The organism is Bacillus sp. DX3.1, assembly GCF_030292155.1.
Taxonomy (GTDB): Bacteria; Bacillota; Bacilli; order Bacillales; family Bacillaceae_G; genus Bacillus_A.
Map to the genome: position 1 here is coordinate 4,147,327 of NZ_CP128153.1, position 23,685 is coordinate 4,171,011.

Sequence of the window (23,685 nt, forward strand, 5' to 3'; positions counted from 1 at the left end):
ACCCCTTAATATAGAAAAACTCTAACCTGCACTCAGGTTAGAGTTTTCCGTGAGTTTCTTATGCTTCTTGAGCAACAGGATATACGCTCACTTGTTTGCGGTCACGGCCAAGACGCTCGAAGCGTACTACGCCGTCAACTTTCGCGAATAAAGTGTCATCGCCACCACGACCAACGTTAACACCTGGATAAATTTTTGTACCGCGTTGACGGTAAAGAATTGAACCACCTGATACCATTTGACCATCTGCGCGTTTAGCACCAAGACGTTTTGACTGAGAGTCACGACCGTTCTTTGTACTACCTACACCTTTCTTAGATGCGAAAAACTGAAGATCTAATCTTAACATACGTTACACCTCCTGCACTTTTTCTATTAATCGGATATATTTTCCGTAATCAAGTTCAATCGTCTTAAGCGAAACAACCAATCCTTCTAAAAGTGTTTGTGCTTTTTCTGCTGTATGAGCGTCTAAATCATTAGGCAATTCATACGTTAAGAATCCGCCGTCACTTCCGAGTTCAATAGTTGCTTGCACATTACAAAGTACTTCCACTGCATTTATAGATCCAAACACAACCGCAGTTGTTCCAGCACAGACAAGATCTTGTCCATGCGGCGCATAATCGGCATGCCCAGTCATTTTAAATGATTGGATACTTCCTAATTTCGTGCGACTTATCGTAATTTTAATCATTTTAACCGGAATTAAGCGTTGATTGCTTCAATCACTAGCTTAGTGTAAGGTTGACGATGACCTTGTTTTTTACGATTGTTCTTTTTCGCTTTGTATTTGAAAACGATGATTTTCTTAGCGCGACCTTGTTTTTCAACTTTCGCAGTAACTGTTGCACCTTCTACAACTGGGCTACCAACTTTCACGTTTTCGCCACCAACGAAAAGAACTTTGTCAAAAGTAACAGTTTCACCAGCTTCAGCATCTAATTTTTCAATGTAGATTTCTTGACCAGCTTCAACTTTAATTTGTTTTCCACCTGTTTCGATAATTGCGTACATACTTGCACCTCCTCATAATTACTAAGACTCGCCAAAACGAGGTAGACATAGCATGTCTTTTTAGAACCTGTCCTGTGCGGTTGTAGCATATAGCAGTTTAGGTGCTATAAACTATAACATAAAGATGTTATCATGAAACATTGACGGTTGTCAATAAATGTTCTGCTAACTATTTTTCCGTTCCATAATTTCTTGCTTTGTTCCAAAACGAACGATAGAATATTTCGTAGATTTCTCATCTATGAAATGAATCTGAAATGGTATGTTTTTTTGCAATCCTTTATGTAAAAAGGTTTTTTGTACATCCGCATGCGCTGCGATTAAAACCGCCTCATCATCCATACCACTATATGCAATGAGCTCTCTTTCCAGTTCATATGCAATTGTTTCATAAGAAGCCACATAGCCGGTCGTTTGACAATGAGAACAGTCTTCTAATAATACATCACGAAGCGAATGTTTTTTGCGCTTACGTGTCATTTCTAAAATACCTAGTTCTGTAAAACCAAGCACTCTCGTATATGTACTATCCTTCTGCAAAGATGCCATCAAAGCTTCTCTAACTTTTTCTTTATCCGCCTGCTTCTTCATATTAATGAAATCAATTAAAATCATACCACCAATATCCCGCAAACGTAATTGACGAGCAATTTCTTTTGCAGCTATTTCATTTGTGCGCAGCACCGTATCTTGTAAATTCTGTTTTCCCGTAAATTTACCAGTATTCACATCGATGACAGTCATCGTTTCCATTTGTTCAATGAGTAAATAGGATCCATTTGGTAGCCATACTATTTTTTGCAGTGCTTTTTCAATAACGCGATCTACACCATATCGATTAAACAAAGAGGACTTTTCCTTGTATAGCGATACTTTTTCTTTTCCTACCTTGTCTTCTAACTCCTTTAGCACACCGTGTGCATCTACGATCACTTTTGAAATAGTTTCAATCGGAATTCCTTGAAACACTCGATCTAAAAATGTTGCTGGACGATGAAGTAACAGTGGTGCCTTTCCTTGTTTTTCCTTCTTTTTTAGTTCCTCAAACAGCTGCTGAAAATGATGCATCTCAGCCTGTATTTCATCGATAGGGCCTCGTTCACATGCTGAGCGGAAAATATATCCTCCCCCACCATCCACTTGAAGCTCAAGCAATTGTTGTCGTTTCTTGTTCTGTTTTATTTTCCGGGAAACTGCACACATTTCGTCATAAGGCATATAAACGACATATTTCCCGGTGAATTCTATGTTTGCTGTTAGTTTCGGACCTTTTGTATCAATCGCTTCTTTCACAACTTGTACAAGCAATGCTTGGCCTTCGTGCACCCGGTATGATGCTGGGACATCATCATAAGAGAGATATGCTTGTTTCTCTAAACCAATATTTACGAAAGCAGCATTCATTCCAGCAATGGTCCGAATCACACGGCCAACAAAAATATGCCCTACAATTTCTTGTTCTTCATTTCTTTGCCATAGAAGTTCAACAATCTCTTGTTCTTCTTCTACAGCAACTCGTTTTTCCGAACCGATGTAGTTGATGTATAACGTCTTCAAGATGTCTTCCTCACTTTTTCTTTTTTCTTTACAATATAAAAGGTTAGTGTCATCGTCAACACTAACCAATCAACTCTTCTACAGATGAAGTTGTTCGCTTTTCAGTAAAGTACGCGTAAAGCAGCTCATTTTCATCTAATGTATAGTGCTCTTTATCTTTTCCACGGACGACAATAGAATGTTTGTATCCTCTACGAAACTGTGTGAAAATAGTAAATAACCGATCTTCCGTTGTCACCTCAATCGGAGCAATCTTTTCAATACCTCGTTTGTTTCCGTAATAACGTTCTAGCAAAAAACGCATAAATGCATAGTGACGTTTCTTCCACTCCTGGTATAAAGAAATAACTAAAAACAGAAGTAACATCCACATCATAATATTATTACTATTCCAAAACAGTTGCCATCCTAGTATCACGCTAAAAAAAACACACGATAGTTTCATCATTTTTTCATGTGCTTGTAAATAAGGAAATTGATGAGATAAAACATTGAAGAGAATCTTTCCTCCGTCTAAAGGCCAAATCGGCAGTAAATTAAAACATAAAATAATTAAGTTATTCCATACAAAAAAATGATAAAGTTCTTCACCCACCCATCCTGCCGTATACAATACATAGGCTAACCCTATCATCCATATATGTTGAATGGGACCTGCTATCACAACAATTAGCTCTTCTTTCAACGGTTTATTCCCGTATTCCTCAAGCTCTGCTACCCCACCAAATGGCAAGAGCTGTATTTGCTTTATACGCCATTTATAATGGGCAGCAGCAAACGCATGCCCTAACTCATGCAGAAAGACAATACAAAACAAAATAAGTAACTCTTTAAAACGCGCCGTAAAAATCCCGATTGCTATAATACCCCAAAATAAAGGATGTATCTTAATTTTTGACAATACTTCGCTATATTTATTCAAATGAAATCACCTGAATTGGATCGATAAATTTTTCATTTTTTTTGATTGCGAAATAAAATTTTCCATTCTTGTCATCCCCGCTACTACCCACTGTTCCAATCTTTTGTTTTTGTTCAACATAATCATATAATTTAACAGTTGTCTCACTCAAATTTCCATACCATGATTCCGTGCCATCTGCATGTTGGATTTCAACTGTATTCCCAAATCCTTCTTTCTTGCCAGCGAAAATGACAACACCTTCATTTACAGGCTCAACAGTTGCATTTACAGCTGTTTGTACAAATACACCTTGACCATCTTTTTGAAAACTTTGCATAACTTTCCCTGAAGCTGGAACTGCATAATCCTTTTGCTTCACTCCCTGCTTCTTTTCACTTGAAGGTAAGAAAGCAAGTGGCTTTCCAAATTGTCCTTCATACCATTTTGACACAGCAGCAAATTGAAACTCTTCTTCCATCACCTGCTTTACAGCTGTTCGTGCCCCATCAAAAGAGGAAGGGGCATTTTTAAATAAAATGGCTACGGCGAGAACGAGAATTGCTGCTAGTAAAAACTTAAATAAAAATACATCCTTGCGAAATAGAGGATGTACCTCTTTTTCACCTTCTTCAATCAGCAATGTTTCTCCCTCGTAATCCCCTTGGGGAAAATATTGTTCTTCCTCCAGTCGCTCTTGCTCTTCTTTTCTCTTCGCAATCCGCTTTCGAATCTCATCTACACGTCTATTCTTCATCCTGTCCCCTTCCTTTTCTCTCCCCCTATAAAAGAGGGAAATAAAGTGAAACTTTTCTCAGTAGATGGTTTTCTTCATCTCCCACCTAACTTCTTTGCTTCCTGTAGAACTTTGAGGGGGGATTACTGCCCGTTAGAGCAGGGTAAAGTGAAACCTTCAGCAGTGCAATAAAGGCTCTTCCTCCCCACTTATCGTCAGTTGAACTTTATATGGTTTGTACATATGTATGAGTTGTCTAACCAAGATATTCATGAGAAGAAAAAAGAAAGCACTTCGCATGCATGCGAAGTGCTTTTAACGAATTCCGAAGAATTTTTTCATTTTTGTAAAGACAGATTGTCTTTCCTGTTCAAACGCCTGTAACGGTACAGACTCACCTAACAGACGTCTTGCAATATTACGGTAAGCTAGAGCTGCTTTGCCACTCGGCTGCAATGCTACAGGTTCTCCTGTATTTGTAGCGCGAATAACTGCATCATCATCTTCGACAACACCAAGTAACTCAACTGAAAGTGTACGTACAATTTCATCTACATCTAGCATATCCTGTTCTTGTAGCATATGACTACGTACACGGTTTATAACAAGTTTTGGTGGTTCAATATCTTCTTTTTCTAAAAGTCCAATAACGCGATCTGCATCACGCATAGAAGATACTTCAGGTGTCGTTACAACAATTGCTTTATCCGCACCAGCTACCGCATTTTTAAATCCCCGCTCAATACCGGCAGGACAATCAATTAATATGTAATCATAATCTTGACGTAATTGTTGTATTAACTCATCCATTTGTTCAGGTGTTACCGCTGATTTATCACTCGTTTGTGCTGCAGGTAATAAATAGAGCTCATCAAAGCGCTTATCTTTAATAAGAGCCTGATGTAAACGACAACGCCCTTCGACGACATCGACAAGATCAAATACAATACGATTTTCCAGCCCCATTACTACGTCTAAGTTTCTTAGACCAATATCCGTATCAATTAAACATACTTTGTTTCCGGATAATGCTAAGGCTGTACCAATGTTTGCAGACGTTGTAGTTTTTCCTACTCCGCCTTTTCCAGATGTAATTACTATTGCCTCTCCCACAGCTATACAATTCCCCTTTCTAACTTTGTTAAATTAGGTCTAAGATGAGTGAGAAGTTGAAGGCGATCGACAACAATGTGATTGTTCTCATCAATATACGCACATTCCGCCGGGTCTGCTCCGTCTTCTTTCTCTTCCGGAGCCCGCATCGTCACATCACTAATTCGAAGTTGCATTGGATTCATAACAGATGCCGCAATAACGGCCTCTGCATCCCCATAATATCCTGCATGTGCAATACCTCGTAATGCTCCGATGACAAAAATATTTCCTCCAGCGATAACCGTTCCGCCTGGATTAACATCTCCAATTAATAATAAATTTCCTTTTACATGCAACACTTGACCTGAGCGAACAATTTTGGAAACAGGGACAATTTCCGTTTCTTCTTTCCACGCTACAGCTTCTGCTTTCGTTATAACATCACTCTCAATCGAATCAACAACAAGATTTTTTTTATTACGAACTAAAGTACGAAGCTCTTCCTGTTGTACTTCTGTCAAATAGCGATTGCCAACTTTGGCATGCACTTCGATTAACGAGCGTCCATCGCCATCGTAATAGTGAGTTGAAAGTTTTTCATCCAGTTCTTGCAGTAATTCCGAAAATGCACAGCAATCATCCAGGTGCAGTGTCAGTCCATCTTTTGTCCCTTTTATCGTTACATTTTGTTGCTTTTTTTCTTCCACTAAAGTTCACCCCACCGATTCAATTCGACATAAAGTCAGAAAATCCTTTTTTCTTTTTCCTCCGTGGCTTTTGAAAGACGTACAAGATATCGTCTCAGCGGAAAACAAAATAGCAATAAAAAAATTCCATTTAGCAATAACGTAGCAAGGAGACGATCTGAGAAAAAGATATGCGCTGGTACATGAATACGACCTAATAACGTTAAAAATCCATATACATAATACTCTAATGCTGCAATACTCGCGAACACGATAAAAGAAACAATGAATAAATTCAATTGTAAAACTCTCATCGCATTGTAAACAAGATACGTTAAAATCGGATAAGCAAATATATATACACCAACAAGTTCCGTATATACAGTATCAAATAAAAAACCGAATAACAGCCCATAGTAAATACCTTGCAATGGGCTAAAATAAACGGTAATAAAACATAGTACAATCATAAAAAAGTGCGGCGATGCAATACTGCTCTTCCAAAACAATTCCGTTGGAACCACAGTAGAAAACATATTTTCAAGTAAAAATACGAAAAGAAGCAGGAGAGGAAGAATGGTCCTTTTTAAAATAGTCATCTCTTCTACCTCCTTACTGTTCTAACACTGCTGACGGCATAACTCTCTTTGTAACCATAATATGGTCTACGTCATTTAAATCCGCTGCAGGTTTTACGTAAGCTGTTTGTGTTAATCCATATGGATCTGGTGCAACATCTACAATTTTCCCGATTACTAATCCTTTCGGGAAAATATCACTTAATCCGGACGTCACAACCGTTTGATCTTTTTCTACTTTTACGTCAGATGGAATTTTTGTGAAAATAAGCGTTTGTTTTTCCTTGTCGTATCCTTCTATTAATCCAAAAATACGATCTTGTCCTTCCACGACAGCAGAAATACGATTTGTTCGATTCATTGAACTCAATAATTCTACTGTTGATGTAAATTGAGAAACACTTTTTACTCTTCCGACTAGTCCTTTTGAAGTCATAACAGCCATATCCTTTTGGATTCCTTGCTGCGCTCCTCTATCAATCCCGATTAAGTCATACCATTTATCTGGATTGCGTGCGATGACAGTTGCTTGAATCGGCTTATAGTCGCGAAGAGAATCTTTTTTATCGATTGTTTCACGTAGCTTTGCATTATCTTTTTCTAAATCTTTTACTTTTACGGATAACTCCGCATACTTATCTAATTTTTCTTTTAGTGTTTTATTTTCTTCATACGTGCGCTTTACATCTTCTACATTCTCAAAGAATCCGGCAACATAATTCGCTGGCTTTTGGAATACACGCTCTACAACACCGACAGTATCTTTTACAAACTGCTCTGGCCATGTTAAACTGTTCCGTTCTTTCAATGAGATTCCAATCAATGCCACGAGAAGAATAATACTAACTAACAAAACAATTAATCTTTTGTTTAAGAAAAACTGTGGCACGTTCACACCCTCTTAATTTCATTGGTTTTTATTTTGAAATATTATCGAGCATTTTTGAAAAGATCGATATTATCTAACGCTTTACCTGTTCCAATCGCTACACAATCCAATGGATTTTCTGCAACAAGAACTGGCATTTTCGTTTCATCACTAATTACTTTGTCCAAGTTGCGAAGTAATGCGCCACCACCTGTTAATACAATTCCACGGTCCATAATATCCGCTGCTAATTCAGGTGGCGTTTTTTCTAATGTATTCTTAACAGATTCTACAATTGCATCTACTGTATCTTTTAATGCTTCTGCAATTTCTTCAGGTTTAATTAAAACTGTTTTTGGTAAACCACTTACTAAATCACGGCCGCGAATTTCCATTGGTTCAATACCTTCTGGCTCGCCAGCAGAACCTATTTCTAATTTTAATGCTTCTGCTGTTCTTTCCCCGATCATTAAGTTATAACCTTTTTTAATGTATTGAATAATTGAATCATCCATATCATCACCAGCAACACGAACAGATTGACTTGTTACAATCCCGCCTAAAGAGATAATTGCAACTTCTGTTGTACCGCCACCGATATCAACAACCATACTTCCTGTTGGTTCCCAAACAGGTAAGTTTGCACCGATTGCTGCCGCAAACGGTTCTTCAATTGGATATGCATCACGCGCGCCTGCTTGGCGAGTTGCATCAATTACTGCACGTCTTTCTACCGCAGTAATACCCGATGGTACACATACCATTACGTAAGGTTTACGAGAGAAAAATCCATTTGATTTTTGTGCTTGTTGAATATAGTATTTCATCATTACTGCTGTTGTTTCATAATCAGCAATTACACCATCTTTCATCGGACGAAGAGCCACTACGTTTCCTGGTGTACGACCAATCATTTGTTTCGCATCGCCACCAACTGCCACGATTTGTTTCGTATCCGTTTGCAATGCTACAACGGAAGGTTCGCGTAGAACCACACCTTTTCCTTTCACGTATACAAGCGTATTCGCTGTTCCTAAATCTATCCCAAGATCACGAGTAAAACCACCAAATCCAAACATATTATATATCTTCCTTTCTCATTTTCACGGACTCATTTTCTTACTTTATATTTATAATAAAACAGTACGTTTTTATATTTTCTACCCTACATTGTAGATGAATGTCTACAAAAAACTCATAAAACACATTATAAAACAAAATAAGTAAAAAGAATAGTCTTAAATATGACCTTTTTCCTTTAAACTCACGAATTTATGGTCGCCAATAATAATATGATCCAAGACTTCAATCCCAATAATCCTTCCGCATTCTACTAATCGTTTTGTTACTTCAATATCTTCGCGGCTCGGCGCTGGATCGCCTGAAGGATGGTTATGAAGACATATAATAGAGGCTGCTGCACGGCGAAAGGCTTCCTTGAACACCTCGCGCGGATGTACAATTGAGACATTTAGACTCCCGATAAAAACTGTTTGACGATGTACCACTTGATTTTTCGTATTTAAGTACAAACAAACGAAATGCTCTTGTTGTAAAAAACGCATCTCTTCCATCATGTAACTTGCACAATCTTCTGGACTACGAATGCTATATCTATTTTGATACTCTAAGCGTACCATTCTTCTTCCGAGTTCAAAGGCAGCAATAAGCTGAGATGCTTTCGCTAATCCTACACCATGAAGGCTTGTCATCTCTTCTATTGTAGCATCTTTTAACATTCGTAATCCATCAAAATGATGCAAAATTCGACCCGCTAATGTTAGAACTGATTCGTCTTTGGAACCAGTTCTAAGTAAAACAGCGAGAAGTTCTCTATTCGATAAACTGTCTGCCCCTTCTAGCAATATACGCTCCCGTGGCTGTTCCTCTTTCAAAACATCACGAATGCCGTTCATATTGTCACTCCTTTACAAATTTTTTGCAAAGAAAACCCATGCAACTGTTACGCATGGGGCGCATCGCTATCGAATTGTTTTAATTCACGAACGAGACGCGCGATTGGCAAACCAACTACACTATAGTAATCGCCTTGCATATGATGAACAAAAACTGCTCCCTTTCCTTGAATACCGTAGCTTCCAGCTTTATCAAGGGGCTCTTTCGTTCGGATATACGCATCGATTTCCTCTTCTGTTAAATCCCAAAATGTTACTTCTGTACGCTCATAAAAAGTTGTTGTTTTTTCCTTTGAAACAAGTGCAACACCTGTATATACTTCATGTGTTTTTCCTGATAACAGCTGCAACATTTCTTTTGCTTCAGCCTCATCAGCAGGCTTTCCAAGAATACGCGACTCGTATGTAACAATTGTATCCGCTCCTAATACAATGTTATCTCCATATGTTTCTGCTACAGCCGATGCTTTTTGTAAAGCAAGCGACATTACGATATCAGCAGGCGATGAATACGCACCAATTGTTTCTTCTACTTCACTCACAACAATTTCAAAAGATATATCTACAAGTTCAAGTAGTTCCTTACGACGAGGGGACCCAGAAGCTAAAATAAGATTTTTCATATGTTCTCCTTTTCATTTTTAAAATTAACAGGAAAATACAACTTAATCGTATCAAATGAATATCTTCCCCACAAATTTTAAAAATATCATTTTCTTTTTCATAAAGTAAAATTTTTATCACTCCTATATAAATCCATTTTGATTTTTCGACATATAGCCGCGGCTATGGATAACAAAAGGTAACCTGCACTCGTTTTCTCTCTTTGTTTTCACTATGTCTAGGCAGGAAAAGGATCTGACCGCTTCTATGCATGGCTGGATGCTCTCTCCCACCTAAAAAGAAGGGGTTTATGTCTGTTTTTTAATTTGTATTTATATAGTAAAGTACAAAAGAAAAGAAAGAAGTATCGTACACTTCTTTCTTCTTTGGTTTATTATCCTATTATTTCACTTTTTGCGAAACCATTTTTTCATAAGAAAGCAAACTATCAATTACAACTTGATTTAATTTTGCTATCGTCTCCTTATCATTTTTCTCCTCTTTTATCGTCTGCACGGCCACCGATGCATACGTATATAGTTTTTTTATATCCTCTCGTTTAATAGCATCGCCCTCTTTTTTAATCGCCTTCCATTCATTTTCAATCGCCGCCATTTCTTTTTGATTGCCTTTACTCCCAGCTTGTACATCAGACATATATTTCACAAAATGTGCACATATGGACTGTAACTTTACAAGCAATGAACCATATTCTTTATCATTCTTTAACAATGCCTGATCCGTAATTTCCCATTTCTTTTTCACGACCGATATGCCGTCTTTCTTATATTGTGCCATTAATTTATCTACAGATGCCTCATCACTTGCAATTCCAACTACAAGTGAATATTTATCATCAGTTGGTTTCATAGCTGCAGCATTCCCATTCTCTTTCCATTCTTCAAGCGATGCCTGTCCTTTTTCTTGTGTAGAATACAATCCCCCTTGGACGAAATACAACGTGAGGGGTGCTAAGGCAGCAGCACTTCCTGTATTTGGTTTTGCTTCTTCTTTTTTCTCTTCACCTACTGGCTCTTTTTGTTCTGTTCCACCATTCTTTTCTGTACTTGTTACCGTTGCCACCCGTTCTTCACCCGATTTTTGTCCTGTTAAAAGATGTAGCATTCCCATACCAAAAAATGTACCAATTACTATAGCAGTCGCAACTGTTACGATAATTGCACTGCTCCATTTCTTTTTATATTTTTTCACTGAAGATAATTTTGTTTTTTGAAATGGTACCACATTATGTGGTGGCGCACCGTCTACCAGCATCCAATCAAACTCTTCTTTTTCCTTCTTCTCTTCGTACTTTGCTTCCGTTCCATTTACCTTAATTGAGATTGTTCGTGATTGCTTGTCCATAGCCCCACTCCTTACCTCTTATCGTTGTCCGCATCGTATCATATTTATTTCAAAAAAAAAACGAGTTATTTGTCACAGGGATTCGTCAAATTGTCCCATATAGTTATCTTATATGTATGCATTCGTCTTCATTTGTAGAACAAAAAAACTAGACAACACCTACTGTCTAGTTCTTTCACGTATGTATTTACGAACTTCTGAAATAAAATAAAGTGAGCCCGTTATAATGAAAACATCATTTTCTTGAAGTGCTCTCATCTTCGTATCAATTGCTTCTTGCCAATTCTCAAAGACTTCTTTCGATTCCTTATGCGAATAAGCTGCAAGTTGTTCAGCAGAAATAGCGCGATCAAATGTAAATGTTGTAAAGATCAGTTCATCCGCAATCGTTTCTAACTCTCCAACCATTTTGTCTAACTGTTTATCACCAAGTGCTGTAAATAAAACAACGACTTTTTTATGCTTGTAATGAGCACGAACTGTTTCAACAAGACTCGTAATTCCTTCTGGGTTATGAGCACCATCGATAATGACATCTGGATTGTTCTGCAGCTGTTCAAAACGACCAATCCAATACGCCTCACTTAACCCTATTCGAATTTGCTCTTCTTCAATCAAAAATGATTGATATGTCTTAATATACATAATCGCCATAAGGGCGAGTGCTGCATTACGAACTTGATGGCTTCCTTTCATTGCAATGCGAACTTCTTCATACGAAGAAAACGGGCAAGAAAATGCAAAATGCTCTCCATCTTCATCGGAACGTTGATGCACCGCTGTAAACTGCTGTCCAAGTCCATAGAGTTTCGCCTTTTTTTCCTTTGCAACGTCTTGAATAACCTGCAATGCTTCTTGCTCTTGAACCCCCGTTATAACAGGGACACCAGATTTAATAATCCCCGCTTTTTCATAGGCGATTTCCGCTAACGTATCTCCTAAAATATGCATATGATCATGACCGATATTTGTAATAACAGTAAGTACGGGATGAACGACATTTGTAGAATCAAAGCGACCACCCAGCCCTGTCTCAAACAAGACGATGTCACAGAAATTCATTTTACCAAAGTAACATATCGCCATCGCTGTAATAATTTCAAATTCTGTCGCTTCTCCTAAATCTGTCTCATCTAATTTTTCAACAACAGGCTTCACCATGTTTACTAGTTCTGTAATTTCTGCATCAGTAATGGGCATGCCGTTAATGCCAATGCGTTCATTAAACGTTTCAATATATGGAGAAGTAAACGTCCCAACTTTATAATCTGCTGCCTCAAACATGTAACGCATATATGTTAAAGTTGAACCTTTTCCATTCGTTCCGGCAAGATGAACACATTTTATATGGCGTTCTGGATTCCCAAGCTCCCCTAACATCCACTGCATGCGTTCTAATCCTGGCTTAATGCCAAACTTTAATCGGCTATGAATCCATTCTATTGCTTCCTCATATGTATGTACCATGTATGCCATTCCCCTTTCAAATCAAAAGGGCAACAGATTGCCCTAGCTCTATTATACGCAAATAAAAGAGACTCACCAATATGGTGAGTCTCCTTAGAACGATTTTATTTTTGAAGATCAGCTAGACGTTGGCGAACTGCTTCACGTTTTTCTAGATAATCTTGCTCTTTCGCACGCTCTCCTTCAATAACTGTTGCTGGAGCTTTTGCTACGAAACCTTGGTTTGCAAGTTTCTTCTGTACGCGTTCTACTTCTTTATCGAACTTCTCAAGTTCTTTTTCAAGACGTGCTTTCTCTTCATCAAGATTGATAAGATCTGCTAACGGTAAGAATAGCTCTGCACCTGATACAATTGCAGTCATCGCTTTTTCTGGTGCTTGTAAATCCGTTTGAATTGTTAATTCACTTGGATTACAGAAACGCTCGATGTAAGAACTGTTTTTCGTAAGTTGTGCTAGTACCGCTTCGTCTTTTGCTTTAATTTGCAATTGAACTTTTTTGCTCATTGGCGTATTTACTTCAGCACGAATGTTACGAACAGAGCGGATGATATCAACAAGAAGGTGCATTTCTGCCGCTGCTTCTTTATCTTGTAAATCTTCGCGAACTGTTGGCCATGCTGCTACTGTAATAGATTCACCTTCATGAGGTAAGTGTTGCCAAATTTTCTCTGTTACGAATGGCATGAATGGGTGTAATAAACGCATCGTTTGATCTAGTACATATGCTAAAACAGAACGAGTTGTTTTCTTCGCTGCTTCATCTTCACCGTATAATGGAAGCTTCGCCATTTCAATGTACCAGTCACAGAAATCATCCCAAATGAAGTTGTATAATGCACGGCCAACTTCACCTAGTTCATACTTATCAATATTACGCGTTACACTTTCAATTGTTTCATTTAAGCGAGTTAAAATCCACTTATCTGCAACTGATTTTTCACCAGTTAAATCGATGTCTTCGTACTTCATGTCATCCATGTTCATTAACACGAAGCGTGACGCGTTCCAAATTTTATTAATGAAGTTCCAAGTAGATTCTACTTTCTCCATGCTGAAGCGTAAATCTTGACCTGGTGCACCTCCTGTTGATAAGAAGAAGCGCATTGCATCTGCACCGTACTTTTCAATAACATCCATTGGATCAATACCGTTACCAAGAGACTTACTCATTTTACGCCCCTGCTCGTCACGAACAAGACCGTGAATCAATACGTCTTTAAATGGACGCTCTCCTGTAAACTCTAAACCTTGGAAAATCATACGAGATACCCAGAAGAAGATAATATCATAACCAGTTACAAGAACGTCTGTTGAATAGTAATGCTTGAAGTCTGCTGCATCTTCATTTGGCCAACCAAGTGTTGAGAACGGCCATAGCGCTGAGCTAAACCATGTATCAAGTACGTCATTATCTTGATTCCAGTTTTCGATATCTGCTGGTGCTTCTGTACCTACGTATACTTCACCAGTTTCTTTATGATACCAAGCTGGGATGCGGTGTCCCCACCATAATTGACGAGAAATACACCAGTCATGAATATTTTCCATCCAGCGTAAGTATGTGTTCTCGAAACGATCTGGTACGAACGTTACTTTTTCTTCTTTTTGTTGTAATGCAACTGCCTTTTCTGCAAGTGGTGCCATTTTTACGAACCATTGTGTTGATAAATAAGGCTCAACAACTGCTCCGCTACGTTCACTATGACCAACCGCATGCATATGAGGCTCGATTTCTACTAATACGCCTGCTTCTTGCAAGTCTTTTACTAATTGTTTACGGCATTCAAAACGATCCATACCGTTATATTTACCAGCTTTTTCATTCATTGTACCATCTTCATTCATTACTAGAATGCGTGGTAGGTCATGACGGTTACCTACTTCAAAGTCATTCGGGTCATGAGCTGGTGTGATTTTCACAACACCTGTTCCGAAATCTTTTTCTACATACTCGTCTGCAATAATCGGAATTTCACGGCCTACGATTGGAAGTGTAACTGTTTTTCCGATTAAATGTTTGTAACGATCATCTTCTGGATGAACCGCTACTGCTGTATCACCAAGCATTGTTTCTGGACGAGTTGTCGCAAGACGAATGTGACCAGAACCGTCTGTTAATGGATAGTTCATATGGTAGAATGCACCTTGAACATCTTTATGGATTACTTCAATATCAGAAAGGGCAGTACGCGTTGCTGGATCCCAGTTAATAATGTATTCTCCGCGGTAAATTAAGCCTTTTTCGTATAATTGAACGAATACTTTATTAACCGCATCAGATAAACCTTCGTCTAATGTAAAACGCTCACGAGAGTAATCTAACCCTAAACCAACTTTTCCCCACTGCTGACGAATGTGAGAAGCATATTCTTCTTTCCATTCCCATGCTTTTTCAAGGAATTTCTCACGGCCAAGATCGTAACGTGAAATACCTTCTTCACGAAGTTTCCCCTCTACTTTTGCTTGCGTTGCAATACCAGCGTGGTCCATTCCTGGAAGATATAATACATCATAACCTTGCATACGCTTTGTACGCGTTAAAATATCTTGAAGCGTTGTATCCCAAGCATGACCTAAATGCAACTTACCCGTTACGTTTGGAGGCGGAATTACAATCGTATACGGCTGTTTTTCTGTATCTCCTTTTGCTTCGAAATATTTGCCATCAAGCCACCATTTATAAAGGCCTTCTTCAACGGACATATGATCATATTTAGTTGCTAAATTCTTTTCCGTGTTTGACATTATTTTCCCTCCTTAAAATAAAAAATGCCCCTCATCCAAAAAGGACGAGGGACATCGTGGTACCACCTTTATTTACAAACAAATTCAAAATTTGCTTATACTCTTAGTTTGATAACGGACAGATCCGTCTTTTCCTAATGAGAATGATTCCGTTCAGAAAAGATGCTCCAGGGCTACCTTCTAACATGACTATCTAGAGAATTTCACAGCTAATAATTCTCCTCTCTGCAGACGTTTAATGTTATACTCTTCCCCTTCAACGCATTTATATAATTGTTATTTATTATATACAATAGTGTAAAAAACGAAACCACATTCGTCAAGATAAAAATAATTTTCATCAAACGCCTATATAAATGCAAATTAAAAAAACGATATAAAGTGAAACTTTAATCAGTGGGGATTTTCTTTATCCCCCACCTAACTTCTTTGCTTTCTGCAGAAATTTGAGGTGGGGGTATTACTGCCCGCAAATAGCGGGATAAAACCCTTCTTTTTAGGTGGGAGAGAGCATCCGGCCATGCATAGAAGCGGTCAGATCCTTTTCCTACCCAGACATAGTGAAAACAAAGAGAGAAAACGAGTGCAGGTCACCTGTTGTTATCCATAGCCGCGGCTTATATGTCGAAAAATCAAAATGAATTTATATATGATTATTAGATTCAATATTTTCTTATTTTCGCACCTCTTGTAATTATCAATGAACTTAACCAAGTTTTTTGTAACATATATGAAAAAAGTGCAGCACAAGCACCTTGGGTACTTATCCTGCATACTGTAATAGTGCCTTCACCTTTCACATATGATAAAAAAATTGATGTGCAACGAAAGTTTTCTGTACGGAGGAATGATTATGCGACGATACCGACGCACCTACAATTTTTCAGCCCCTTCATGGGTTAGAAATTTACAAACAATGTTTTCTGATTTTGCAATTCCACTCACCATTTTCCAAGGAATTCGCACTTTATTATTTCCAACCTTTTTAGACTTTATCATCCTTATTATTTTGATTGTAGTGACAGTTCGCTTACATTTTCAGCCGTAATCTCAGGGTTTTTGAGACTACGGCTATTATTCATTTCCTTGCTGCTGCGTGGCTTGTAACTGCGAAACAAAATATTCTATATTACTTACTAGCCAATGTGTTTGTTGTAACATTTTCACGCCCTGTAGTTCATTTTTGTCATTGCGGTTATTTTTTGTATTTGTATAGGAATGGATTTGCTGAATAAACGGGGATGGATACGCCAAATAAGCAAACATAAGTAATTGCTCCTCTTTTGTAAACGGAAAATATTTTTGGTACACTTGATACCATTCATAGCGGTCATTTCTCGCAATCGGATACGTGTTAAGCGAGCGGGAGTAAAAACGGACAAGGTCTTGAACTGGCGTTGCAAATTGCGACCGTTCCAAACTAATAAAATAACCATTTCGTTCATGATCAAATAAAAAATGATTCATCGATACATTTCCATGTATAAAAGAAACTCTTGTTTTTTCTTTCTCTTTCATCGCTTCATGCCACTCTGTTAACTGTTTCGTTGCAAATTCACGTGCACGGAGTACATGATGGAAATACGTACAATATTGTAATTCAAACGGAGACATATACCATTTTGCTTCAGACTCTACAAGAAATTGCTCTAACAAATTTCCATCTTGCTCCCAGCGATCGGATACATTCGTATAATGCTTCTCTAGCGCTTCTTCCGTATATGTTTCCTCTTTCACCGTTCTTTGATGAAGCGTTGCTAGTGTCTGAAACATTTTATGATATTGATCATTTTCCTCTCCATTTCCCTCAGCTTGCTGTAGCCAAGGCATTAAATAATAATTATATGTCCCATCACTCAAAATATGTCTGCCATCTACAGCATGGTAAATCGGTGCATAATGTGTAAATCCCTTTTCACGTAAAAATTGAACATGATACATTAAATTATTTCGTTCTAAACGCTGAGTCGGTAATTTTTTCAATGCATATGGACCTTGATTCGTATAAATTTTTATGACATTCCCGTGCTCTTCCATATGTTCAGGAGCCAATTGATATCGCTGTAATATTGGTGAATAACGATCTCGCAATTCCATATCCATACAATTGATCCTTTCTCATTCAAAAACGCAAAGTAGAGCTTTCTTTCCGCAGAAATAATCATGTTCCACTTTTACTCATATAAAGATTCTATTTGCTTAAGTTTGATAAAGTGAAACTTTGATCAGTGGGGGTTTTCTTCATCCCCCACTGATCATTAGCCCTCACGAATCGGGTTTTTACGGGCCGTTTATCCCCCACCTAACTTCTTTGCTTTTTGCTGAACTTTGAGGTGGGGGTATTACTGCCCGCGAATAGCGGGATAAAAAGAAAAGAGGTGAAGAAGAACTTTCTTCACTCACTTTGTCTTCACTTTTGATACAGGTATATATATAATTTGTCCTGCCGTTAAATAAATATCGTCTGTTTGATTCACGCGGTGCAGATGCTGAACAGTAGTCTCATAACGCTCTGCAACGGATTCAATTGTATCTCCTTCTTGCACGAAATACATACGTAATTTTGTAAACTCTTCCTCTGGCTCTTTCGTAAACAATTTTGTTAAATATAGCGCATTTTCATCTCGCTGTGAGTATGCGGGTTCTTCCTGTTCTTCCTTCAATTGCTCTGCTTTCCCTTTCTTGGAATCCTTCCGCCCAAACAATTCAAATTGAGGTGTAGTTTCTTTTTGTTCTTCCCGCTCTTCAATCTCGTGCTCTTCTTCCTCTTCCTCTTCTAACTCTTGTTCTTTACGTTCCTCTAGTTGAAACGGCTCAAATGCATAATCTTCCCATCCATCTGATTCTGTATGAACCGTAACTTCTTCAGCCTCCACTGGCACTGGTACTTCGACCTCATCCACTGCTGTTATTTCCTGGTCTCTCTCAACTTCCACATGCTCGATTTCTTCCTCTTGTACTTCATCCTGCAGTCTCTCTTCATCGCATAAACCAGAGATTGATATATCCGCTAATAGTTGTAAACAACCATTTTCCTTTAATTCATAATCAAATTCCTCAATGGAAACATACAATTCCTCAATTTGTTTCACTCGATTTCGCGGGATCGAAATTTCTAACGGAAAAGAATGTACGAGCTCGTTCACACCATCTTCTCGTGTTTCTACATAATCGATTGATTTGGCCGGAGATAAATCTCTTAACGAAAACGCAGAATCATCTTCTCTTGCAACATATTCCCCCGTTAAATCCAACTGCCCTCTTACAATTACTTCATAATCAAGCTCTTCTATCTCAACGTCTGGATCTAACGAAATTGACAAAAGTTCTTCGACTTCCTGTCCCTTTTGGAACCAAACCGATTCTTTTAATGAAAACCGCAATGAAGTATGCTGATCTGCTGCCACCTCTATTTCCCCCTCTCAAACTATATGTCATTACAGGTTTATGTGCAGAGGAGCGACTTTATGAATAAAAAAATCGCTCTCCTGTGGAGAGCGATTCTCACGTTGTTGAAAAAAGATTATGTTAAGAAAATGCCGAATTTTTTTGGCATTTTCTTGATTTCTATTTGTTTTATAGAATGGTTTCTTCTATAATTTGATGTGTTAGGTGTAAACCAACTTGCTTAAGCGAGCGTAGTTTGGTCCACTTTTTTAAGTTTTGTATGATGGCGGTCATCAAAACTTGTACTTTAACCTTTTGAACTCCACGGTATCGTGCATAGCGCAAACCGTGGAGTTCTTTACTATGTGCGAAACTCAGTTCAACCGTAGACGGACGAACGGAACGGAGAATTTTTCCTCTTATTGATAAGCGCTGTTCTCTTAACTGATCGTAAATTTCTTGATGGATAGAAATTCGCAACACACGATCTTGGTTTTCTTTTTTCGCAAATGGACAGGATTGACAACTTCCTTTAGGTGGTCTGAATTCATGATAACCTTGACGATTCGTTGTTTTATAATAAAACGGTACACCGCAAGGACAGGCGTAGAGATCCTCGTTTACTTGTTTAAATTGATAACGACGGCACTTTGGATGATCCTTCGTTGTAAATCGACGATAAGACATGTAGACGAAGAAGCCACGTTGAAACAACCTTCGCGCGAGGGAAGCGTTGTAGTAGCCTGAATCAAGGGCGATTTCTTTCGCATACTTCCCCAATAATTGATTTAACCGTTCAACTTGTCCGATCAATTTACGATGCCCAGGCACATTCGCGGCGGTGACATCTGTGGCGATGATAAAGTTATGAAGCGAATCCACGATACGGTGCTCAAAATAGGCAAAGCGTCCGCGTTGATCGTGTTTGACGGACAAGCGAGCGTCAGAATCTACAGGGCTAATGTTTGTCTGTTTTTCTTCTATTTTTGAGCCTTTCGCTTGTAAAGGTTTCTTCCCATGACGCACACGGTGATCGTTAATCATCACTAAATCCTCATCTTTTTCTTCTATTACTTTTTCTTCCGCCAAGATTTCGCGTACACGCTTATTCGCATTCGCTTTTAATTCTGTTTCATCCGCCACCCATGTTTCGTTTGCGATAAACCCTTCTTGTTGAATCACACGAAGGCAATGCTGAAAAAGCTCCTCCCAAAACGTCGCATTTCGTAGACGTTGCGAGAGAAACTTAGAGATTGTTGAGTGATCTGGAATCTTCTCATTCGAGGAAATCCCTAAAAACCAACGATACGTCGCATTCTGTTTTACTTGATTACATGTAAAACGAACCGAGCGAAAGCCTTCCAAATACTGAATTAATAAGATTTTCACTAACATAATCGGATCTTTCGTTGGTCGACCGATACGATGTGGATAGAACACTTCCAATCGCCTTGTCACAAAATCCCAATCCATCACTTGATCCATCTTTACTAAATGATGCGAAGCATCATACATCATTTCATAGTACTTTCGATTTTCTTCAATTTCTTTCATGGAATATGTAACGTACATAAAAAATCTCCTCGCTTCATTTCATTCACGAGGAGATTTTATCGAAATTTTCAGGTTTTGTCTATTGACTAGATTGTTTTTCAACAGTATGAAAAATCGCTCTCCTGTGGAGAGCGATTCTGTTACGCCTTTAATTTTGACATCGCAATTTCTGCTGCCGCACTCGTTGCTTCGATATCAGCATCACTATGTGCCGTCGATAAGAACAAACCTTCAAATTGAGAAGGTGGTAAAAATACGCCTTGTTCTACCATTTCACGATAATATGCCGCAAAGAATTCTAAGTTTGAAGATTTTGCTGTCTCGTAATTAATGACTGTTTCATTTGTAAAGAAAATACCAATCATAGAACCCGCACGGTTAATGTGATGTGGAATGCCGTGCTTTTCAGCCGCTTTACGTAATCCGTTTTCTAACATTTCCGCTTTACGTTCAAACTCTTGATAGCAATCTGGAGTTAATTGCACAAGCGTTTCATAACCCGCTGTCATTGCAAGTGGATTACCAGACAATGTGCCAGCTTGATAAATTGGTCCGCTCGGTGCAACTTGGCGCATAATTTCCGCCTTACCACCGTATGCCCCTACCGGCAAACCACCACCAATTACTTTTCCTAAACATGTTAAGTCAGGTGTTACACCGTAATACCCTTGTCCACAATTATAAGCAACGCGGAATCCTGTCATTACTTCATCAAAAATAAGCAACGCACCGTTTTGTTCTGTCACTTCACGAAGCCCTTCTAAAAATCCAGGAAGCGGTGGAACAACCCCCATATTTCCTGCTACTGGTTCTACAATGATACAAGCGATATCATCGCCGAATTGCTCAAAAGCATATTTTACGCTTTCTAAATCGTTATACGCCACGGTAATCGTATTTTTCGCTACACCTTCTGGTACACCAGGACTATCTGGTAAACCCAGTGTCGCAACACCTGAGCCTGCTTTAATTAATAAAGAATCACCATGACCATGGTAACAGCCTTCAAATTTTAAAATTTTATTACGGCCTGTATAACCACGTGCTAAACGGAGTGCACTCATTGTCGCTTCCGTTCCAGAGTTCACCATACGTACAATTTCAATGGACGGCACACGCTCGATTACAAGCTGCGCTAATTTATTTTCAATTTCTGTTGGCGCACCAAAGCTTGTTCCTTTTTCAGCAACAGCTTTTAATGATTCCACAACACGCTCATTTGCATGTCCATGAATTAATGGTCCCCATGATAATACGTAATCGATGTATTCATTCCCATCGATATCGTACACTTTAGAGCCTTTTCCGCGCTCCATAAACAGCGGATTCATACCGACAGACTTAAAAGCACGAACCGGACTATTTACACCACCTGGCATTAAATCTTGCGCCGTTTCAAATGCTTCAATCGATTTATCGAACTTTTTCATTATTTTGCGCCTCCCTCTTGTAACCATCTCGCTGCATCTTTCGCATGATACGTAATGATTAAATCTGCTCCTGCACGTTTCATGCTTAATAATTTCTCAAGTACGATCTCTTTTTCGTTAATCCAACTATTTTGCGCCGCTGCTTTAATCATAGAATATTCTCCACTCACATTATAAGCAACAATCGGTAAATTGAAATTATTTTTCACATCACGAATAATATCTAAATAAGAAAGAGCTGGTTTTACAATTAAGAAGTCTGCTCCTTCCATTACATCTGATTCAGCTTCGCGGAATGCTTCCATGCGGTTTGCTGGATCCATTTGGTACGTTTTACGATCCCCAAACTGTGGAGCACCATGAGCTGCGTCGCGGAATGGACCGTAAAATGCTGATGAGTATTTCACTGCATATGACATAACTGGTACGTGCGCAAAGCCATTTTCATCTAATGCATGGCGAATTGCTGCTACAAAGCCGTCCATCATGTTAGATGGAGCAATAATATCTGCTCCTGCTTTCGCTTGGCTTACTGCTGTTTTTGCAAGGACCTCTAACGATTCATCATTTAAAATGATTCCGTCTTCAATAACGCCGCAATGTCCATGGCTTGTATATTGACATAAACATGTATCCGCAACTACTACTAACTCTGGGAATTGCTCTTTAATTTGCTTAATCGCACGTTGTACAATGCCGTGCTCACAATATGCTGAAGATCCAACTTCATCTTTTTCCGCAGGTAGACCAAAAACGATAACAGAACGAATACCTAAATCTACAACTTCTTGCATTTCAGCTTGCAGAAGATCTAAAGAAATTTGATATACATCTGGCATAGAAGGAACTTCGTTACGAACATTCTCGCCTTCTAGTACAAAAATAGGGTAAATAAAATCTTCTGTATGTAAAAATGTTTCACGTACAAGCGCACGCATACTTCCGCTTTGTCTTAAACGACGATGACGATTAAATTGTAAAGAACTCATAGATTTCTATCCCCATTCTTTTTATTTAGATTATACATTTAAATTCGGGTTGGAAATGCATTGTATTAACGATTCCACAGTGTATTTTTCCGGAACGATGACAGATGTAAAATAACGCCTTGCCTCTTGCTCTGTTATCGGCCCTATACAAGCAATTGTACATTTTTTTATCCATTCTCTCCAGTTTGTACCCTCAAGTAATTTCACAAAGCTTGCAACGGTAGAAGGGCTCGTAAATGTAACGATATCTACCTTACCTAATTCTAGAGCTGCGATGAGATCTTGCTGCTTCCCATCACTTGTTTTAGTTTCATATACGACAAACTCTTCTAAAAGCACTCCAAACTCCCGGAGCTTATTCGGAATAACATCTCTAGCTAAATTCCCTTTTGGAAATAAAATGCGTTCTGTCCCATTTAATTCTCTTACAAATTCTTCTGCAAAAGATTCAGCAACAAACACTGTTGGAACAAAATGAACCTGATAGCCTCGTTTTTCTAATTCCTGTTTCGTTTTCACACCTACTGCAGCAACGCGCACAGCAGATGGCATCCGCTTACATAAACCATCTAAAAAAAAGCTCACACCATTTTTACTCGTAAAAATAACCCAGTCATACAAGTACAATTGCTGAGAAACATCTTGAAATCTTTGCTGAGATACGCCTTCCATATGCAAAAGCGGAATCTCCAATGGAATTCCGCCCTCTTCCTTCACTGCTGCACTCATTTGTCTTGCTTGATGCTGGGCACGTGTAATCAGTACTATTTTGCCAGCAAGAGCGTTCAT

Annotated in this window: 23 protein-coding genes and 2 other annotated features; of the genes, 1 reads left to right on the forward strand and 22 read right to left on the reverse strand. The window is 38.6% G+C overall.

From position 1 onward, the window contains the following. Window positions 1-58: 58 nt before the first annotated feature. The 16 genes from rpmA to QRE67_RS20885 form a co-directional block, all read right to left on the reverse strand. Complete coding sequence (rpmA, locus tag QRE67_RS20810; RefSeq protein WP_286122099.1) at window positions 59-349, reverse strand: 50S ribosomal protein L27; 291 nt, start codon at window positions 347-349, stop codon at window positions 59-61. 3 nt (window positions 350-352) lie between these two features. Next, a complete protein-coding gene (locus tag QRE67_RS20815; protein WP_286122100.1) occupies window positions 353-697 on the reverse strand; it encodes a ribosomal-processing cysteine protease Prp in 345 nt (114 codons plus the stop codon). Between the two features lie 11 nt (window positions 698-708). Beyond that, complete coding sequence (rplU, locus tag QRE67_RS20820) at window positions 709-1,017, reverse strand: 50S ribosomal protein L21 (RefSeq protein WP_003200848.1); 309 nt, start codon at window positions 1,015-1,017, stop codon at window positions 709-711. A gap of 14 nt (window positions 1,018-1,031) precedes the next feature. Beyond that, window positions 1,032-1,109 (reverse strand) — a sequence feature (ribosomal protein L21 leader region). 73 nt (window positions 1,110-1,182) lie between these two features. Beyond that, window positions 1,183-2,574 (reverse strand): Rne/Rng family ribonuclease, encoded by a 1,392-nt coding sequence (locus QRE67_RS20825; RefSeq protein ID WP_286122101.1) that lies wholly within the window; start codon window positions 2,572-2,574, stop codon window positions 1,183-1,185. A 61-nt stretch (window positions 2,575-2,635) separates the two neighbouring features. Next, on the reverse strand, window positions 2,636-3,496 hold the full coding sequence (locus QRE67_RS20830; protein ID WP_286122102.1) for a M50 family metallopeptidase: 861 nt from the start codon (window positions 3,494-3,496) through the stop codon (window positions 2,636-2,638). After that, window positions 3,489-4,232: a M23 family metallopeptidase gene (locus QRE67_RS20835; RefSeq protein ID WP_286122103.1), complete on the reverse strand. Its 744-nt coding sequence runs from the start codon at window positions 4,230-4,232 to the stop codon at window positions 3,489-3,491. Before QRE67_RS20835 ends, QRE67_RS20830 begins: the two co-directional genes overlap by 8 nt. Window positions 4,233-4,526: 294 nt before the next feature. Beyond that, a complete protein-coding gene (gene minD, locus QRE67_RS20840) occupies window positions 4,527-5,324 on the reverse strand; it encodes a septum site-determining protein MinD (RefSeq protein ID WP_286122104.1) in 798 nt (265 codons plus the stop codon). Between the two features lie 2 nt (window positions 5,325-5,326). Next, a complete protein-coding gene (minC, locus tag QRE67_RS20845; RefSeq protein ID WP_286122105.1) occupies window positions 5,327-6,013 on the reverse strand; it encodes a septum site-determining protein MinC in 687 nt (228 codons plus the stop codon). A 35-nt stretch (window positions 6,014-6,048) separates the two neighbouring features. Beyond that, window positions 6,049-6,591: a rod shape-determining protein MreD gene (mreD, locus tag QRE67_RS20850; RefSeq protein WP_286122106.1), complete on the reverse strand. Its 543-nt coding sequence runs from the start codon at window positions 6,589-6,591 to the stop codon at window positions 6,049-6,051. Window positions 6,592-6,604: 13 nt separating this feature from the next. Next, window positions 6,605-7,459, reverse strand: coding sequence for a rod shape-determining protein MreC (mreC, locus tag QRE67_RS20855; protein WP_286122107.1), 855 nt, complete (start codon window positions 7,457-7,459; stop codon window positions 6,605-6,607). A 41-nt stretch (window positions 7,460-7,500) separates the two neighbouring features. Beyond that, complete coding sequence (mreB, locus tag QRE67_RS20860; protein WP_286122108.1) at window positions 7,501-8,517, reverse strand: cell shape-determining protein MreB; 1,017 nt, start codon at window positions 8,515-8,517, stop codon at window positions 7,501-7,503. A gap of 159 nt (window positions 8,518-8,676) precedes the next feature. Next, entirely contained in the window at window positions 8,677-9,354 is a 678-nt protein-coding gene (gene radC / locus QRE67_RS20865) for a RadC family protein (protein WP_286122109.1), read from the reverse strand. Between the two features lie 47 nt (window positions 9,355-9,401). Next, window positions 9,402-9,977 carry a Maf family protein gene (locus tag QRE67_RS20870; RefSeq protein ID WP_286122110.1) on the reverse strand — a complete coding sequence of 192 codons (576 nt, stop codon included), beginning with the start codon at window positions 9,975-9,977 and terminating at the stop codon, window positions 9,402-9,404. A 382-nt stretch (window positions 9,978-10,359) separates the two neighbouring features. Then, window positions 10,360-11,322 (reverse strand): stage II sporulation protein B, encoded by a 963-nt coding sequence (locus QRE67_RS20875; RefSeq protein ID WP_286122111.1) that lies wholly within the window; start codon window positions 11,320-11,322, stop codon window positions 10,360-10,362. 159 nt (window positions 11,323-11,481) lie between these two features. Next, entirely contained in the window at window positions 11,482-12,789 is a 1,308-nt protein-coding gene (locus QRE67_RS20880) for a bifunctional folylpolyglutamate synthase/dihydrofolate synthase (protein ID WP_286122112.1), read from the reverse strand. 104 nt (window positions 12,790-12,893) lie between these two features. After that, window positions 12,894-15,536 (reverse strand): valine--tRNA ligase, encoded by a 2,643-nt coding sequence (locus tag QRE67_RS20885; RefSeq protein WP_286122113.1) that lies wholly within the window; start codon window positions 15,534-15,536, stop codon window positions 12,894-12,896. Window positions 15,537-15,573: 37 nt separating this feature from the next. Continuing rightward, window positions 15,574-15,805, reverse strand: a binding site (T-box leader). A gap of 584 nt (window positions 15,806-16,389) precedes the next feature. Here QRE67_RS20885 and QRE67_RS20890 point away from each other — a divergent pair. Next, complete coding sequence (locus QRE67_RS20890) at window positions 16,390-16,584, forward strand: YszA family small membrane protein (RefSeq protein WP_286122114.1); 195 nt, start codon at window positions 16,390-16,392, stop codon at window positions 16,582-16,584. 26 nt (window positions 16,585-16,610) lie between these two features. Here the strand turns inward: QRE67_RS20890 and ysxE are convergent, their stop codons facing one another. The 6 genes from ysxE to hemD form a co-directional block, all read right to left on the reverse strand. Beyond that, window positions 16,611-17,639 carry a spore coat protein YsxE gene (gene ysxE / locus QRE67_RS20895; protein WP_286122115.1) on the reverse strand — a complete coding sequence of 343 codons (1,029 nt, stop codon included), beginning with the start codon at window positions 17,637-17,639 and terminating at the stop codon, window positions 16,611-16,613. Between the two features lie 296 nt (window positions 17,640-17,935). Continuing rightward, complete coding sequence (gene spoVID / locus QRE67_RS20900) at window positions 17,936-18,943, reverse strand: stage VI sporulation protein D (RefSeq protein WP_286122116.1); 1,008 nt, start codon at window positions 18,941-18,943, stop codon at window positions 17,936-17,938. Between the two features lie 169 nt (window positions 18,944-19,112). After that, window positions 19,113-20,495, reverse strand: coding sequence for an IS1182 family transposase (locus QRE67_RS20905; RefSeq protein WP_286120780.1), 1,383 nt, complete (start codon window positions 20,493-20,495; stop codon window positions 19,113-19,115). Window positions 20,496-20,617: 122 nt separating this feature from the next. Continuing rightward, window positions 20,618-21,907 carry a glutamate-1-semialdehyde 2,1-aminomutase gene (gene hemL / locus QRE67_RS20910; RefSeq protein ID WP_286122117.1) on the reverse strand — a complete coding sequence of 430 codons (1,290 nt, stop codon included), beginning with the start codon at window positions 21,905-21,907 and terminating at the stop codon, window positions 20,618-20,620. Beyond that, a complete protein-coding gene (hemB, locus tag QRE67_RS20915) occupies window positions 21,907-22,896 on the reverse strand; it encodes a porphobilinogen synthase (protein ID WP_286122118.1) in 990 nt (329 codons plus the stop codon). The genes hemL and hemB overlap by 1 nt, the downstream gene beginning before the upstream one ends. 30 nt (window positions 22,897-22,926) lie before the next feature. After that, window positions 22,927-23,685 carry a uroporphyrinogen-III synthase gene (gene hemD / locus QRE67_RS20920; protein WP_286122119.1) on the reverse strand — a complete coding sequence of 253 codons (759 nt, stop codon included), beginning with the start codon at window positions 23,683-23,685 and terminating at the stop codon, window positions 22,927-22,929.

Bases quoted from the DNA above. Each gene is read 5' to 3' on its own strand.
- rpmA (WP_286122099.1), bottom strand. From the start codon at position 349: ATGTTAAGATTAGATCTTCAGTTTTTCGCATCTAAGAAAGGTGTAGGT.
- QRE67_RS20815 (WP_286122100.1), bottom strand. From the start codon at position 697: ATGATTAAAATTACGATAAGTCGCACGAAATTAGGAAGTATCCAATCA.
- rplU (WP_003200848.1), bottom strand. From the start codon at position 1,017: ATGTACGCAATTATCGAAACAGGTGGAAAACAAATTAAAGTTGAAGCT.
- QRE67_RS20835 (WP_286122103.1), bottom strand. From the start codon at position 4,232: ATGAAGAATAGACGTGTAGATGAGATTCGAAAGCGGATTGCGAAGAGA.
- mreD (WP_286122106.1), bottom strand. From the start codon at position 6,591: ATGACTATTTTAAAAAGGACCATTCTTCCTCTCCTGCTTCTTTTCGTA.
- mreB (WP_286122108.1), bottom strand. From the start codon at position 8,517: ATGTTTGGATTTGGTGGTTTTACTCGTGATCTTGGGATAGATTTAGGA.
- radC (WP_286122109.1), bottom strand. From the start codon at position 9,354: ATGAACGGCATTCGTGATGTTTTGAAAGAGGAACAGCCACGGGAGCGT.
- QRE67_RS20870 (WP_286122110.1), bottom strand. From the start codon at position 9,977: ATGAAAAATCTTATTTTAGCTTCTGGGTCCCCTCGTCGTAAGGAACTA.
- QRE67_RS20875 (WP_286122111.1), bottom strand. From the start codon at position 11,322: ATGGACAAGCAATCACGAACAATCTCAATTAAGGTAAATGGAACGGAA.
- QRE67_RS20880 (WP_286122112.1), bottom strand. From the start codon at position 12,789: ATGGTACATACATATGAGGAAGCAATAGAATGGATTCATAGCCGATTA.
- QRE67_RS20885 (WP_286122113.1), bottom strand. From the start codon at position 15,536: ATGTCAAACACGGAAAAGAATTTAGCAACTAAATATGATCATATGTCC.
- QRE67_RS20890 (WP_286122114.1), top strand. From the start codon at position 16,390: ATGCGACGATACCGACGCACCTACAATTTTTCAGCCCCTTCATGGGTT.
- ysxE (WP_286122115.1), bottom strand. From the start codon at position 17,639: ATGGATATGGAATTGCGAGATCGTTATTCACCAATATTACAGCGATAT.
- QRE67_RS20905 (WP_286120780.1), bottom strand. From the start codon at position 20,495: ATGTACGTTACATATTCCATGAAAGAAATTGAAGAAAATCGAAAGTAC.
- hemL (WP_286122117.1), bottom strand. From the start codon at position 21,907: ATGAAAAAGTTCGATAAATCGATTGAAGCATTTGAAACGGCGCAAGAT.
- hemB (WP_286122118.1), bottom strand. From the start codon at position 22,896: ATGAGTTCTTTACAATTTAATCGTCATCGTCGTTTAAGACAAAGCGGA.
- hemD (WP_286122119.1), bottom strand. From the start codon at position 23,685: ATGAACGCTCTTGCTGGCAAAATAGTACTGATTACACGTGCCCAGCAT.